Source organism: Methylobacterium sp. WL69, from assembly GCF_008039485.1.
GTDB lineage: Bacteria > Pseudomonadota > Alphaproteobacteria > Rhizobiales > Beijerinckiaceae > Methylobacterium.
The window spans coordinates 78,418-92,466 of the sequence record NZ_VRUZ01000007.1 but is presented as its reverse complement, the minus strand read 5'-3'; the positions used below and the strand labels follow the sequence as shown (position 1 = coordinate 92,466).

The following is a 14,049-nucleotide window of genomic DNA, read 5'->3' as shown; positions in this document are numbered from 1 at the left end:
GACCTGGGTCCCCGCCTGCGCGGGGATCTCCGCTTCGCTGCGACTTGCCGAACGATGTGCTGCGCCGGTCTGGTGGTTTGAGCGGTGTGCCCAGAACCCGATCCCATCTCGAACTCGGCCGTTAAACACACCAGCGCCCATGGTACTGTGTCTCAAGACACGGGAGAGTCGGTCGCCGCCAGACCTGCACAGCACATCACAAAATCATTCCCTCCAGACGATCCCACCGAAACAGGCCGCCCCTCACGGGGCGGCCTGTTCGTGTTCGGGCCTCGCTCCATGACCAAACCGTCATCTGCCGGCCAGCGTCCGGTCATGACGGCCCCCGCATCCTCTCCGCATGGTCGGAGAGGGGAGGGGAAAGTGGGAACGGCTTTCCCGTCGCGAAGCGAAACCGTATCGTTCGGCCCCATGCGCCTGCTCATCATCGAGGACGACCGCGAGGCGGCGTCCTACCTCGCAAAAGCCTTTCGCGAGGCCGGTCACGTCCCCGACCTGGCTCACGATGGCCTCGACGGCTACGCATTGGCCCGCGAGGGCGACTACGACATGCTCATCGTCGACCGGATGCTGCCCAAGCTCGACGGCCTGTCGCTGATCCGGTCCCTGCGCGAGCAGGCGGTGACGACGCCGGTCCTGATCCTCTCGGCCCTCGGCCAGGTCGACGACCGGGTGAAGGGCTTGCGTGCCGGCTCCGACGACTACCTTGCCAAACCCTACGCCTTTTCGGAATTGCTCGCCCGGGCCGAGATCCTGGCCCGTCGCCGCGCCGCGCCGGCCGGCACCACCGAGGCCACGGCCTACCGGGTCGGGGACCTCGAACTCGATCGCCTGTCGCACCGCGTCACCCGGGGCGGGCACGAGATCGCCCTGCAACCGCGTGAATTCCGGCTCCTCGAATATCTCATGCGCCATGCGGGCCAAGTGGTGACGCGAACGATGCTGCTCGAACACGTCTGGGATTACCACTTCGACCCGCAGACCAATGTCATCGACGTTCACGTGTCGCGCTTGAGGGCCAAGGTCGACAAGGATTTCGCGGGGCCGATCATCCACACCGTGCGGGGGGCGGGCTACATCCTGCGTGCCGACGAGGCGCGCGGCGCCTGATGCGTGCGCGTCTTCGGCTTCCTCGATGGTCGCCCGCGCGGGGCAACGGCAAGCTTCAGAACCTGTTCCGCACGACGGCGTTCAAGCTGTCCTTCGCCTATCTCCTGGTTTTTGCCACCTTCGCGTTCCTGGCCCTGGGCTACGTCGCCTGGAACGCCGGCCGGGTGCTCGACGACCAGATGGTCTCCACCATCGAGGCGGAAATCAACGGCCTGTCGGAGCAGTACAAGTCCGGCGGCCTGCGGCGCCTGATCTCCGTGGTCGAGCGCCGGGCCGGCGAGCCGGGGGCCTCGCTCTACCTCGTGACCACGGCGGCCGGCGAGCACGTGGTCGGCAACGTCGGTGCCTTGCCGCCCGGACTCCTCGCCGAGCCGGGACAGACCGAGGCCACCTACGCCCGTGGCGGCTCGTCCAGCCTCGATCACCGCGCGATCATGCGGATCTTCACGTTGCCGGGCGGCTTTCGCCTCGTCGTCGGCCGCGACGTCGAAGAGCGCGACCGCCTGCGCTCGGTCATCGGCGGCACCTTCGGCACCTCCCTCATCCTCGTGATCCTCCTCGGTGTCGTCGGCGGATGGTTCGTGGCGAGCCGGGTGCTGAAACGCGTCGATGCCATGACGGAGACGACCCGGCGGATCATGGCCGGTGATCTCGGGGGACGGCTGGCCGTGGCCGGCAACGGCGACGAACTCGATCGCCTCGCCCAGAACCTCAACGAGATGCTGGAGCGCATCGGCGAACTCATGCGGGGTTTGCGCGAGGTTTCCGACAACATCGCCCACGATCTCAAGACGCCCCTCACCCGCCTGCGCAACCGGGCCGACGAGGCGGTGCGCTCGGCCCGCGATGCCGAGGAACTGCGGCTGGCCATGGAAGGGGTGATCGAGGAGAGCGACGGGCTGATCCGGGTGTTCAACGCCCTTCTGATGATCGCCCGCCTGGAGGGAGTCTCCACCAGCGAACTCATGGCGGCGTTCGATGTCGGCGCGACGGCGCGCGAGGTCGGCGAACTCTACGAGGCCGTGGCCGCCGAGGCGGGCCTGTCCCTCGACGTCGTGGCCGAGGACGGCCTGTGGCTCGTGGGCAGCCGCGAACTCATCGGCCAGGCGCTCGCCAATCTCATCGACAACGCGGTGAAGTACGGGGCCGAGCGTCCGGACGCCGGCGGCATCCGGGTCACGGCCGAGCGCAGGGGCGCTGCGATCCGCCTCGTCGTCGCCGATCGCGGGCCCGGAATCCCGGAGGCGGCGCGGGGGCGCGTCCTCGACCGGTTCGTCCGCCTCGAGGATGCCCGCTCGCGGCCCGGTTTCGGCCTCGGCCTCAGCCTCGTGGCGGCCATCGTGCGCCTGCACCAGGGCAGTCTGGAGCTCGAGGACCATGCCCCCGGCCTCGCCGTCGTGGTAATCCTCCCGGTTCTCGCCGTGGGAGACCGTGCATGACCGAGTCGGGCAGCCTCCACCACCGCCTGCGCCGCGCCCCGCCCCTTGTCGATCCGGACGCCGCGGGCCGGCGTCTCGGCGATATCGCGGACGCCCTCCCCGAAGGTCTGCTCGATGCGCCCCTGCGAGCGCTCCTCCTCGCCCTGGCGGAGCAATCGCCGTTCCTGTGGCAGGCCGTGGCGCGCGATCCGGCGCGGTTCGCCGCGCTGGTGTCGCAATCGCCCGAGGCCGCGCATGCCGATCTCGTGGCGCGCCAGCGCGCCGCCGGCGGCGCGGGCGATCCCGTCGCCGTCGCCCGCGCCCTGCGGGTGAACCGCACGGAGCACGCCCTCCTCGTGGCCCTCGCCGATCTCGGCGGGCTCTGGAGCCTCGACCGGGTGACGGCCGCCCTGTCCAATTTCGCCGATGCGTCCGTCCTGGCGGCCACGGACACGGTGCTGGCCGAAGCGATGGCGGCGGGGCGGTTCCTGCCCGCCGATCCGAACGACGCCCAGGCCGGGTCCGGGCTCGTCATCCTGGCCCTCGGCAAGCACGGCGCGGGCGAGCTCAACTACTCCAGCGATATCGACCTCGTGGTGTTCTTCGATTCCGCCGCCGCCCCCCTCAAGGAGGGGATCGCGCCGACGCCGTTCTTCACCAAGCTGGCGCAGGGCATCGCCAAGCTCCTGCAGGAGCGCACGGCGGACGGCTACGTCCACCGCGTCGATTACCGCCTGCGGCCGGACCCGGGCTCGACGCCGACGGCCGTGTCGCTCAACGCCGCCTATCTCTACTACGAGACCCTCGGCCAGAACTGGGAGCGGGCGGCCTACATCAAGGCCCGGCCCATCGCCGGCGACCTCGCCCTCGGCGCGCGCTTCCTCGACGACCTGCGCCCGTTCGTCTGGCGCAAGTACTTCGATTTCGCCTCCATCGCCGACGTCCATGCCATGAAGCGGCAGATCCATGCCGTGCGCGGCCACGACACCATCGCGGTGGCCGGGCACGACATCAAACTCGGGCGCGGCGGCATCCGCGAGATCGAGTTCTTCGTCCAGACCCAGCAGCTCGTGTTCGGCGGCCGCCGGCCGGCCCTCCGCGGCCGGCGCACGGTGGAGATGCTCGCCACCCTGACCGACGAGGGCTGGATCGACGCGACGGCCCGCGACGAGCTGGCCGCGGCCTACGATTTCCTGCGGACCATCGAGCACCGCATCCAGATGGTGCGCGACGAGCAGACCCAGCGCCTGCCCTCGGAGCCCGCCGACCTCGAACGGTTCGCGCGCTTTGCCGGGTTCGCCACGCTCGCGGCGTTCGAGACGGCGCTGCTGCACCATGCCCGCCGGGTCCAGGCCCATTACGCCCTGCTGTTCGAGGCCGAGCCGGACCTGTCGGCGGCGGTGGGCGATCTCGTCTTCAGCGGGACCGGCGAGGACCCCGAAACCCTCACCACCCTTCGCACCCTCGGCTTTCGCGAGGCCGAGCGCGCCGTCGAGACCGTGCGCGGCTGGCATTTCGGGCGCCGTCCCGCCGTCCGCACGGCGCGAGCGCGGGAGGTGCTGACCGAACTCGTCCCGGCCCTGCTGCAGGCCCTCGGTGGGACGGCCGAGCCCGATGCGGCCCTGGAGACCCTCGACCGGGCCTTCGCCCGGATGCCCGCCGCCCTCGAGCTCCTGACGATTCTGCGCTCGAACGAGCGCCTGCGCCTGCTCTTCGCCGATCTCCTCGGGACCGCGCCGCGCCTGGCCGAGACCGTCTCGTTCAGCCCGCACGTCCTCGATGCGGTGCTGGAGCGCGACTTCTCCGCGCCGCCCGCGGAGCCCGGTGGGATCGCCGCCCATTTCCAGGCCCTCCTCGGACATCCGGCCGACCACGAGGATTTCCTGGACCGCAGCCGCGATGCCGCCCGGCACCTGCGCTTCCTCACCGGCGCCCGCCTCCTGTCCGGCATCCTCGCGCCGGCCGAGGCGGGCCGTGCCTATACGGCCGTGGCCGACGCCGTCGTCGCGTCGGCCATCGAGCGGGTCTCGGAGACGTTCTTCGCCGAGCACGGCACGGTGCCGAAGGGGCGCCTCGCGATCCTCGGGCTCGGCCGCCTCGGGTCGTGCCAGCTCACGGCGGATTCCGATCTCGACCTCGTCATCGTCTACGATTTCGATCCCGAAGCGCGCCTGAGCGCCGGACCGCGCCCCCTCGACGCGGCGGTGGCGTATAACCGCCTGATCCAGCGCTTCATCGCCGCCCTCACCGTCCCGACCCGGCGGGGGCACCTCTACGAGGTCGATCTGCGCCTGCGGCCCGGCGGCGGACAGGGGCCGGTCGCCGTGCAGTTGCGTGGATTCCGGGCCTATCACGAGACCGAGGCCGAGCTCTGGGAGCACATGGCCCTGACCCGCGCGCGGGTGATCGCCGGCGATGCCGGCTTCGGCGCCGAACTCCTCGACACGATCCGGTCGATCGTCACGCGCCCGCGCGCGGCCGCCGACGTGTACGGCGCCGTGCGGGCCATGCGGACCCTGGTGGCGGAGGAAAAGGGCGATGCCGGCCCCCTCGATCTCAAGCTCGCGCCCGGCGGTCTCCTCGATCTCGACTTCCTGGCCCAGGCCCTCGTCCTGGCCCATGGCGCCCGGTTCCCCGACCTCGCTGGCGTGGCGGGCGCGGAGGTGCTGGCGCGGGCGGCCGAGCACGGTCTCCTGGGCCGGGACGAGGCCGAACGCCTGCGCGACGCCTACGGGCAGTTCGACGATGTCCTGCATTGGCAGCGGCTGATGGTGGAGGGCGACCCGACCCGAGCCTCGCCCGTCGCCATGACGCGCCTCGCCGTGGCGCTGGGCATGCCGGATGCGGCCCACCTGATGGTCCGCCTCGACGAGCGCCGCGCCGAGGTCCGGGCCCTGTTCGAGCGCCTCCTCGGCTGAGGTATCCGCGCCCGCGATTTTCGCGCCATCGCGAAAACCGTCCTCGCACGGACGCCGCGCCGGCTTGCCGATGACCCCCTCCGCCCCGATCGAGGGGAGACGATCTCAGCCGGCGGCCGGCTCCATCCGTCCGAGGCTCGGTGTCGCCCCGGCGGCATCGCGCAGGGACGCGACGGTCTCCTGGGACGACTCGAAGGCGACGTCGCGCAGGCGCTCCGGCGTCGGGGCCGGCAGGCGCACGAGGACGATGGTGCCCAGGCCCTCCTGCGAGCGCAGGCGCAGGGAGCCGCCATGCAGTTCGGCCATGGAGCGGGCGATGGCGAGGCCGAGGCCGGAGCCCTTGTAGGTCCGGGTCAGGTTGGTCTCGACCTGCTGGAACGGGGCACCGAGACGCCGCAGGGCCGCCTTGGGGATACCGATACCCGTATCCTCGATGAAGATGTTCACGGCATCCCCCGCCGGCCGCGCCTTGACGATGATCCGGCCGTCGCCCTCGGGGGTGAACTTCACCGCATTCTGGACGAGGTTGAGCAGGATCTGATGCAGGGCCCGCTCGTCGGCCAGGACCGTCAGGCCCTCGACGAGATCGACATCGACGGTCAGGGACTTCGCCCGGACCGGCTCGGCCACGAGCTTGAGCGCCGCCTCGATGGCCCCGGGCAGGGCGATCTCGCGGCGGACCAGCCTGACCCGGTGGGACTCGATGCGCGACATGTTCAGGATGTCGTCGATGACCGACAGGAGGTAGTCGCCGCTCGACCGGATGTCCCGGCAGTAATCCGTGTAGCGCGGAGACCCGAGGATGCCGTAGACCCCGCTCTCCATGAGTTCGGCAAAGCCCATGATCGCGTTGAGCGGCGTGCGCAGCTCGTGGCTCATGTTGGCCAGGAATTCGGATTTGGCCTGGTTCGCCGATTCGGCCTGGGCCTTCTGATCGAGGTAGCGCTCGGCGAGGTCCGCGAGCTGCTGGGTCTGGAGTTCGAGGGTCCGGCGCGAGCGCTTGAGGTCCTTGACCGTGGCGAGGAGCTCGCGCTCGGAGGCCACGAGCTGTTCCTGATGGCGCTTCAGGCTGGTGATGTCCGTGCCGACGGAGACGTAGCCGCCATCCTTGGTGCGGCGCTCGCTGATCTGGAGCCAGCGCCCGTCCGTCAGCTCCGCCTCGAAGGTACGGGCCGTGGCGCCCGCGTGCTCGAGCTCGCGCATCTCGCGGCGGATGGGCGGCAGCACGCCGCGTCCCATGATCTCGCCGTAGCGCCGTCCCGGTACGGCATCGTCCTGGCTCAGGGCGTGGAGGTGCCGGAACTTGGAATTGCACAGGACGAGGCGGTTGCCGGTGTCCCACAGGACGAAGGCCTCGGAGATCGCCTCGACGGCGTCGCGCAGGCGCATGTCGGCGGTGGCGTTGAGTTCGGCCAGATTGCGCTGCTCGGTGACGTCGAGGGCGATGCCGACGAGATGGCGGCCGCCCGTCACGGTGTCGGGGACGATCTCGGCCCGCATGCGCATCCAGGTCCAGATCCCGGATGCGGACCGGATGCGGAATTCGTGGTCGACGGTGGACTGGCTGGCGGCGAGGTGGCGGGCGAGGCTGTAGAGGTCGCCGTCCTCGGGATGCACCAGGGCGTTGACGTCGCCGAAGGACAGGAACTCGCGCTCGCGGCGGTATCCAAGCAGGGTGTACATGGAGTCCGACCAGTAGATCCGGCCGCGCGGGATGTCCCAGTCCCACAGGCCGCAGCGACCACGGCCCAGGGCCGTGTCGAGGCGCTGCTTGATCTGCTCGCAGACCCGATCGACCGCATAGGCGCGGCGGGTCTGGAGCACGTAGGCGATCCCGGTCCCGATGATCACCAGGGCGGCCGCCCCCAGCAGGATGGCGTGATTGCGCACCTGCGCGCTCCAGGCGGCCGTAACGACCGCGAGGGGCTGCAGGACGGCGACCTGTCCGCGCCCGGTCCGCAGGCCGCGAAGGGCGCCGAGGGCGGGACTGCCGTCGGCCAGGGCCACATTCATCACCCCGGCGCGCTCGCGCAGGGTGGTGAGGGCCTGCATCTCGCCGAGATGGGCGGTGAGGGTCGGGCCGCCGGTCCAGGGCGGTATCCCGGCGACGATGGCGTCGTCGTCACCGACGATGAGGAGCTGGCGGCCCTCCGGAAGGAGGTGGGCCGGGAGTAGGGCTGCGAGGCGACGGCTCAGGTCCGCGTCGTTCCCCTCGGGCTGATTCAGGGCGGCGGCGACCAGTCGCGTCAGGGCATCGATATCCGCGACCGCGTGGCGGATCGTGTCCTGCCGCTGAGAATTCAGGTGCAGGCTCTCCACGATCGCCAGACAGGCCAGGAACGTCGCCAACAGCGCCGGCAGGGCGAACCGAAGCCAGGTTTCCGCCTGCACGAAACGGGTATGCGTCGCGGTCTGAGGGCGATGAATTCCAAGAATCGTATCCGCACGCGCGGAGAGGGAAGCGGAATCCGCCTCCAGCATGGTCTGACCCCGCGCTTAGGATGAATCGTCATGGAAGCGCGATCGCGTCGCGCTTCGAATCGAATTCATAACACCATTTTCACGGCCGAGTTGTCCACGCTTTTTTGCGGGTTTCGTCGTAATGCAACCTGTAGTAAGGCGATTCGCACAAGCTTGACGGTTGGAGGAAATTGTCGTTCGAAATCAGCGGCTTGTCAGAATTTCGTCATACGCCCGACGATGTCCGCCACGTCGCGGGACAGGCCTGTGCGCGCGCCGATGGCGCTAAGTGCTTGTTCCGCCTTGGCCCGTCGTGCCGGCTCCAGCATCCGCCATGAACCGAACCCCGTGAGCAGCCTGGCCGCGATCTGCGGATTGGTGCCGTCGAGGCTCGCGACCGTCTCGGCGACGAGCTCGAAGCCGGCCCCGTCCGGCCGGTTGAATTGGGTCGGATTGCCGACGCTGAAACTGCCGATGAGGGATCGCACCCGATTCGGATTGGTCATGGCGAAGGCCGGATGGGCCCGGAGTCCGCGGACGCGGGCGAGGGTGGCCTCTTCCGGGATGGTGGCCTGGATCGCGAACCACTTGTCGAGGACGAGGGGCTCGTCGGCGTAGCGCTCCGCGAAGGCCGCGAGGGCGGCTTCGCGGGCCGAGCCCGGAATCTGCGCCAGGACCGCGAGGGCGGCGAGGCGATCGGTCATGGTCGTTGCCGCCTCGATCTGCGCCAGGGCGAGGTCGCCACCGGCCCGCGGATCGGCGGCCGCGATGAGGTCGAGGGCGACGTTGCGCAGGGCCCGGCGTCCGGCCGAGGCGGCATCGGGCGAGAACGGCGTGCCGGGCCGGTCGGCCAACGTCGCGCGCAGGTGGATCAGGCGGTCGTGGAGGCCCTGCCCGAGGCGACGGCGCAGATGGCTGCGGGCGCGGTGGATCGCGTCGGGGTCGATGTCCCGGCCGAGGGCGTCGGCGATGTCCCCCTCGCTCGGCGGCGTCAGCACGAGGGCGGCATAGGCCGGGTCGGACAAAGCCTCCGCGTCGAGGAACGTCGCCAGGGCCGCGACGAGGCCGTCATCCGCCGCGTCCGAGACCGCGGACCGGGATTCGGCGACGAGGCGTGCCATGGCGACGTCCTGCGCCGCCTGCCACCGGTTGAACGGATCGGTGTCGTGCGCCAGGAGGATGAGGCGGTCAGCATCCGTCGCCGCCGTCACCATGCGCACCGGTGCCGAGAACCCCCGGAATAGGGACGGGACCGCCTCGGCGGGGACGTCCGTGAACGTGATGGTGTCGCTGGCCCGCTCCAGCACGAAGACGCCGTCCCGGACCCGCTCGCAGACGGCGTCGTCGATCACCCCGTGCGGGCCGACGAGGCCGAGGGCCACGGGAATGACGAGGGGTGATTCGGAGTTCCCCTCCAGCGCCTGGTGAAACCGCAGGGTCCGGGTCCGGGCGACGGGGTCGTGTTCGCCCTCGACGGTGACCATCGGGGTGCCGGGCCGCTCGTACCAGCGTGCGAAGGCAGCGAGGTCGCGTCCCGAGACGGTGGCGAAGGCGGCGAGGAAATCCTCCACCGTCGCCGCCGTGCCGTCGCACGCCGCGAAGTAGCGGTCCATGCCCCGGGCGAACGTGTCCGCGCCCAGCAGCGTGCGCAGCATCCGCACGATCTCGGCGCCCTTCTCGTAGACGGTGGCCGTGTAGAAGTTGTTGATCTCGGCGTATTGCTGCGGCCGAACGGGATGGGCTAGGGGGCCGGCATCCTCGGGGAACTGGCGGGCGCGCAGGGTGCGGACCTCGCCGATGCGGTGCACCGCCCGCGAGCGCATGTCCGACGAGAATTCCTGATCGCGGAAGACCGTCAGCCCTTCCTTCAGGCAGAGCTGGAACCAGTCCCGGCAGGTGACGCGATTGCCGGACCAGTTGTGGAAATACTCGTGGGCGATGATCGCCTCGATGGCGGCGTAGTCGGCGTCGGTGGCGGTCTCCGGGCTCGCGAGGACGTAGCGGTCGTTGAAGATGTTGAGGCCCTTGTTCTCCATCGCCCCCATGTTGAAGTCCGACACGGCGACCACATTGAATACGTCGAGGTCGTAGGCCCGGCCGAAGGCGGTCTCGTCCCAGGCCATGGAGCGAACGACGGCGTCGAGGGCGTAGGCGGCCCGCTCGGCCTTGCCGGGCTCTACGTAGATGCCGAGGGCGACGGCGCGGCCCTCGCTGGTGGTGAACCGGCCGCCGAGCCGGTCGAGGCGCCCGCCGACGAGGGCGAACAGGTAGGCGGGCTTCGGGTGGGGATCGTGCCAGACGGCGTAGTGCCGGCCCGGCCCCGCATCCCCGGCCGCGATGGGGTTGCCGTTGCCCAGGAGCACGGGGGCTTCCGTCCGGTCGGCTTCGATGCGCGTGGTGTAGACGGCCATCACGTCGGGCCGGTCGAGGAAATAGGTGATGCGCCGGAAGCCGTCGGCTTCGCATTGCGTGCAGTAGACGCCGTTCGAGCGGTAGAGGCCCATGAGCCGGGTGTTGGCCGTGGGATCGATCCGCGTGCGGATGGTCAGGGTGAAGGGGTCCCGGGGCGGCTGCGCCAGGGTGAGGGCGGTGTCCGTCACCCGGTAGGCGTCCGGCGCGAGGGCGACCCCGTCGAGTTCAACGGAGAGCAGCGTCAGATCCTCGCCATCGAGCACCAGTTCGGCCCCCGCGCGGCCGGCCGGATTGGGCCGGAGGTTCAGGGTCGCGCTCACCTCCGTCGCGTGCGGATGCAGCCGGATGTCGAGGGCGACCCGGTCCACGAGGTGGTCGCTCGGGCGGTAATCGGCGAGCCGGATCGGGATCGGGGTGTCGGTGCGCATGGATGCCTCGCCTGTCGCCGGTCTTCTTGAAGCGCTTCGAGTCCGGGCGCAACGCGCGCCCGCCGAGGGGGGGGACGAAGCGACCGGCCGTTGACGGGGCTCGCCCGGCCACCACATAGGCCGCACCCTCAGGAGAGTTCACGACGATGCGTTTTCTGCACACCATGGTCCGCGTGGCCGACCTCGACCGGGCGCTCGCCTTCTACGTCGATACGTTCGGGCTGACGGAGGTTCGCCGCATCGACAACGAGAAGGGTCGCTTCACCCTCGTGTTCCTCGCCGCCCCCGGCGACGCGGCGACGGCGCGCGAGACCCAGGCGCCGGTGATCGAGCTGACCCACAACTGGGACCCGGAGACCTATTCGGGCGGACGCAATTTCGGCCACCTCGCCTACGAGGTCGACGACATCTATGCGTTCTGCGCCAAGCTGCAGGCGGCGGGGATCACCATCAACCGGCCGCCGCGCGACGGCAACATGGCCTTCGTGAAGTCGCCCGACGGGATCTCCATCGAGCTGCTGCAGAAGGGCGAGGCCAAGCCGCCGCAGGAGCCGTGGGTCTCCATGGAGAACACCGGTTCCTGGTAGTCCGCCCCAATCCCCGCGGGGCCGGCGGCCTCGCGGGACCCCAGATTCAGTCGCCGCCAGGCTCCGGGGCCGGCGTGATGCCGAGCTCGGCGAGCTTGGCCGACACGGCCTCGATCGGCCGCTTGAGCCGCAGGCTGATCACCGAGATCGGAACCCGCTCGCGGGCCAGGGTCCGCAATTCCTGAACCTTCTCCAGCGTCCACGCCGTCTCGTCCTTCGCCATGGTCACCTCCTGTCTGCTTCGAGGGGCGCCGCCTGAGCGCGGCAGCCGCCCATCCCCGAGAATGAGCACTCGGGTCCGACCGCGCAATCGGCCGCCGAAAATCCCGGCATGGCGTGTCGGGGGGCAGCCGAGCGCTTGACCGCGCGGCGATCCGCAGCGCACATCCGCGCCGGATCAGTCGGCCGGGCGGCCGCTCCGGACCTCGCGTCCGGGGAGGAAAGTCCGGGCTCCATGGAGAGACGGTGCCGGATAACGTCCGGCGGGGGCGACCCCAGGGACAGTGCCACAGAGAGCAGACCGCCCGGCTTCAGGCCGGGTAAGGGTGAAAGGGTGCGGTAAGAGCGCACCGCGGACGCGGCAACGCGGACGGCACGGCAAACCCCACCGGGAGCAAGACCGAATAGGGGCGACACGGCGGGCCTCGCGGCCCGCCAGGCTTCTCTCCAGGCCCGTCGCCCGGGTTGGTTGCTCGAGGCGCATCGGCAACGATCGTCCCAGAGGAATGGCCGCCACGTCAGGGTGCCGCGAGGCATCCGGGCCCTACAGAACCCGGCTTAAAGGCCGACTGATCCACTTCGCGGTAGACCCGAACGAACAGCGACCGCACGATCACGACGCGGCAAAAAACTTACCCTCGGTTAACCTTGCTGAGGTCTGATCGGACTGGGCCAATGCGTTGCGGCCCCGTTCGTTGACGGCGCTCAGAGGCCCATGGTACCCCGATTCATCCCGTCAACGGCGATTTTCGGATCGACGGACACAGCCCGACACGGTCGTGGCGGTGTCCAGGCGAGCGGTCGCGCTCCACGCCGATCCGGCGATGTCCCGTCTCTCCGCGCCGCTCCGAGGCGGCCCAGGCTCTTGGAAGGGACGCATGCGCGGCTCCATCCCCGTCGCGTCCCCGACGCGCCCGTTTCCGCCGTTCCGCCCGCGTGCCGCCGAGGTCGGGCGATGAAGCGCGTGCGCGAGGCCAGACCGGCGAACGACGGGGCACCGCATGTCCCGGTCCTGCTCGCCGAAGTCCTGACCGCCCTCGACCTGCCGGGCCGGACGCTCGCCGTGGACGGCACCTTCGGGGCCGGCGGCTACACCCGCGCCATGCTCGGCGCCGACCCCGCCATCCACGTTCTCGGCATCGACCGCGATCCGGGCGCCATCGCGGGCGGCGCGCCCCTGGTCGCGTCCGCGCACGGGCGCCTCACCCTGGTGCCGGGCCGCTTCGGCAGCCTCGACGCCTGCGTGCGCGAGGCCGGTCGGGCCCAGGCCGATGCCGTCGTCCTCGATATCGGCGTGTCGTCCATGCAGATCGACCAGGCCGAGCGCGGCTTCTCGTTCCGCCACGACGGCCCCCTCGACATGCGGATGGAGCGCGCCGGGCGCAGCGCCGCCGACATCGTCAACGACGCCGAGGAAGCCGACCTCGCCGACATCATCTACCATTACGGCGAGGAGCGCCGCTCGCGGGCCGTCGCCCGCGCCATCGTCGAGGCGCGCCGCAAGGGCCGGATCGAGACCACGGCGGCCTTGGCCGAAGTGGTGGCGAGCGTGGTCTGGGCCGATCCGGCGAGCGGCATCAACCCGGCGACGCGGACCTTCCAGGGCCTGCGCATCGCGGTGAACGACGAGCTCGGCGAGCTCGTCCAGGCCCTGCACGCCGCCGAGCGCATCCTGCGGCCCGGCGGGCGCCTCGCCGTCGTGACGTTCCATTCCCTCGAGGACCGCATCGTCAAGCAGTTCTTCTCGGCCCGCAGCGGCCGGGCGGCGCAGGGCTCGCGCCACCTGCCGAGCCTCGTGGCGCCGGCCCCCCGCAGCTTCACGGCCGTGACCAAGGGACCAGTTCTGCCCACCGATTCCGAGACCTTCGCCAACCCGCGCGCCCGTTCGGCCAAGCTGCGCGCGGTGGAACGCACGGACGCGCCCGCGCCCGCGCCCCTGGCCGCCATCGAGACCCTCGCGGCCCTGCCGGAGCGGACGGGCAGGAGCGCACGCCGGTGATCCGTCTGCTGAACGTCCTCGCCGTCCTCGGCCTCATCGGCTCGGCGATCTACGCCTACTCGATCAAGTACGACACGCTGTATCAGGCCGGCCAGGTCTCGAAGGCGCGCAGCCAGCTCCACCGCGAGCGCCAGGCCATCGCGGTCCTGCGCGCCGAGTGGCAGCTGCTGACCCGGCCCGACCGGCTCCAGGCGGCGGTGGCGCGTCACCTGGCCCTGGAGCCCATCGGCACGGCGCATCTCGGGCGCCTCGCCGACCTTCCGGCGCGGCCCGACCGCGGCGACGAGATCGGCCGCCTGCTCGCGGCCACCGCGACCCCGAAGGAGAAGCCCGGCGCCAACGAGCCGCGCACCACCGGCTCGGTCACGACCCGCACCGTCACCACCCGCACGACGACGACGACGACGACCACCAAGACCCCGACAAAGACCCCGACCACGGCTTCGAGGTAGCACCCGTGTCGCAAGACGTTTTTTCGGACGCCGCCCCGCCCGAGGC

At 70.7% G+C, this 14,049-nt stretch carries 9 protein-coding genes, 1 rRNA gene and 1 other RNA gene; 8 read left to right on the top strand and 3 right to left on the bottom strand.

The window, feature by feature from the left end; translation table 11 throughout:
• Positions 1-68 precede the first annotated feature (68 nt).
• The 4 genes from rrf to FV218_RS04120 all read left to right on the top strand — a co-directional run bounded on the left by rrf (position 69) and on the right by FV218_RS04120 (position 5,446).
• Positions 69-184: ribosomal RNA gene (gene rrf, locus FV218_RS04135) — 5S ribosomal RNA — on the top strand.
• A 227-nt stretch (positions 185-411) separates the two neighbouring features.
• On the top strand, positions 412-1,110 hold the full coding sequence (locus FV218_RS04130; protein WP_056094051.1) for a response regulator transcription factor: 699 nt from the start codon (positions 412-414) through the stop codon (positions 1,108-1,110).
• On the top strand, positions 1,110-2,549 hold the full coding sequence (locus tag FV218_RS04125; RefSeq protein ID WP_147708809.1) for an ATP-binding protein: 1,440 nt from the start codon (positions 1,110-1,112) through the stop codon (positions 2,547-2,549). Before FV218_RS04130 ends, FV218_RS04125 begins: the two co-directional genes overlap by 1 nt.
• Positions 2,546-5,446, top strand: a complete 2,901-nt coding sequence (locus FV218_RS04120) for a bifunctional [glutamine synthetase] adenylyltransferase/[glutamine synthetase]-adenylyl-L-tyrosine phosphorylase (protein ID WP_147708808.1) — start codon at positions 2,546-2,548, stop codon at positions 5,444-5,446. Before FV218_RS04125 ends, FV218_RS04120 begins: the two co-directional genes overlap by 4 nt.
• A 105-nt stretch (positions 5,447-5,551) precedes the next feature.
• Here the strand turns inward: FV218_RS04120 and FV218_RS04115 are convergent, their stop codons facing one another.
• Positions 5,552-7,927, bottom strand: coding sequence for a PAS domain-containing sensor histidine kinase (locus tag FV218_RS04115; RefSeq protein ID WP_147708807.1), 2,376 nt, complete (start codon positions 7,925-7,927; stop codon positions 5,552-5,554).
• 194 nt (positions 7,928-8,121) lie between these two features.
• On the bottom strand, positions 8,122-10,746 hold the full coding sequence (gene pepN, locus FV218_RS04110; RefSeq protein ID WP_147708806.1) for an aminopeptidase N: 2,625 nt from the start codon (positions 10,744-10,746) through the stop codon (positions 8,122-8,124).
• A gap of 146 nt (positions 10,747-10,892) precedes the next feature.
• Here pepN and gloA point away from each other — a divergent pair, with 146 nt between their 5' ends.
• Complete coding sequence (gene gloA, locus FV218_RS04105; RefSeq protein WP_056094038.1) at positions 10,893-11,333, top strand: lactoylglutathione lyase; 441 nt, start codon at positions 10,893-10,895, stop codon at positions 11,331-11,333.
• A 46-nt stretch (positions 11,334-11,379) separates the two neighbouring features.
• Here the strand turns inward: gloA and FV218_RS22615 are convergent, their stop codons facing one another.
• Positions 11,380-11,556 carry a hypothetical protein gene (locus tag FV218_RS22615; protein ID WP_187272958.1) on the bottom strand — a complete coding sequence of 59 codons (177 nt, stop codon included), beginning with the start codon at positions 11,554-11,556 and terminating at the stop codon, positions 11,380-11,382.
• A gap of 174 nt (positions 11,557-11,730) precedes the next feature.
• On the opposite strand from FV218_RS22615, the gene rnpB reads away from it, so the two are divergent.
• The 3 genes from rnpB (at position 11,731) to FV218_RS04090 (ending at position 14,003) form a co-directional block, all read left to right on the top strand.
• Positions 11,731-12,129: RNase P RNA component class A (gene rnpB / locus FV218_RS04100), an RNA gene on the top strand.
• 378 nt (positions 12,130-12,507) lie between these two features.
• Positions 12,508-13,551 carry a 16S rRNA (cytosine(1402)-N(4))-methyltransferase RsmH gene (rsmH, locus tag FV218_RS04095; RefSeq protein ID WP_147708805.1) on the top strand — a complete coding sequence of 348 codons (1,044 nt, stop codon included), beginning with the start codon at positions 12,508-12,510 and terminating at the stop codon, positions 13,549-13,551.
• Entirely contained in the window at positions 13,548-14,003 is a 456-nt protein-coding gene (locus FV218_RS04090) for a hypothetical protein (protein WP_147708804.1), read from the top strand. The genes rsmH and FV218_RS04090 overlap by 4 nt, the downstream gene beginning before the upstream one ends.
• Positions 14,004-14,049 lie beyond the last annotated feature (46 nt).

Bases quoted from the DNA above. Each gene is read 5' to 3' on its own strand.
- FV218_RS04120 (WP_147708808.1), top strand. From the start codon at position 2,546: ATGACCGAGTCGGGCAGCCTCCACCACCGCCTGCGCCGCGCCCCGCCC.
- FV218_RS04115 (WP_147708807.1), bottom strand. From the start codon at position 7,927: ATGCTGGAGGCGGATTCCGCTTCCCTCTCCGCGCGTGCGGATACGATT.
- FV218_RS04130 (WP_056094051.1), top strand. From the start codon at position 412: ATGCGCCTGCTCATCATCGAGGACGACCGCGAGGCGGCGTCCTACCTC.
- pepN (WP_147708806.1), bottom strand. From the start codon at position 10,746: ATGCGCACCGACACCCCGATCCCGATCCGGCTCGCCGATTACCGCCCG.
- FV218_RS04125 (WP_147708809.1), top strand. From the start codon at position 1,110: ATGCGTGCGCGTCTTCGGCTTCCTCGATGGTCGCCCGCGCGGGGCAAC.
- rsmH (WP_147708805.1), top strand. From the start codon at position 12,508: ATGAAGCGCGTGCGCGAGGCCAGACCGGCGAACGACGGGGCACCGCAT.
- FV218_RS22615 (WP_187272958.1), bottom strand. From the start codon at position 11,556: ATGGCGAAGGACGAGACGGCGTGGACGCTGGAGAAGGTTCAGGAATTG.
- gloA (WP_056094038.1), top strand. From the start codon at position 10,893: ATGCGTTTTCTGCACACCATGGTCCGCGTGGCCGACCTCGACCGGGCG.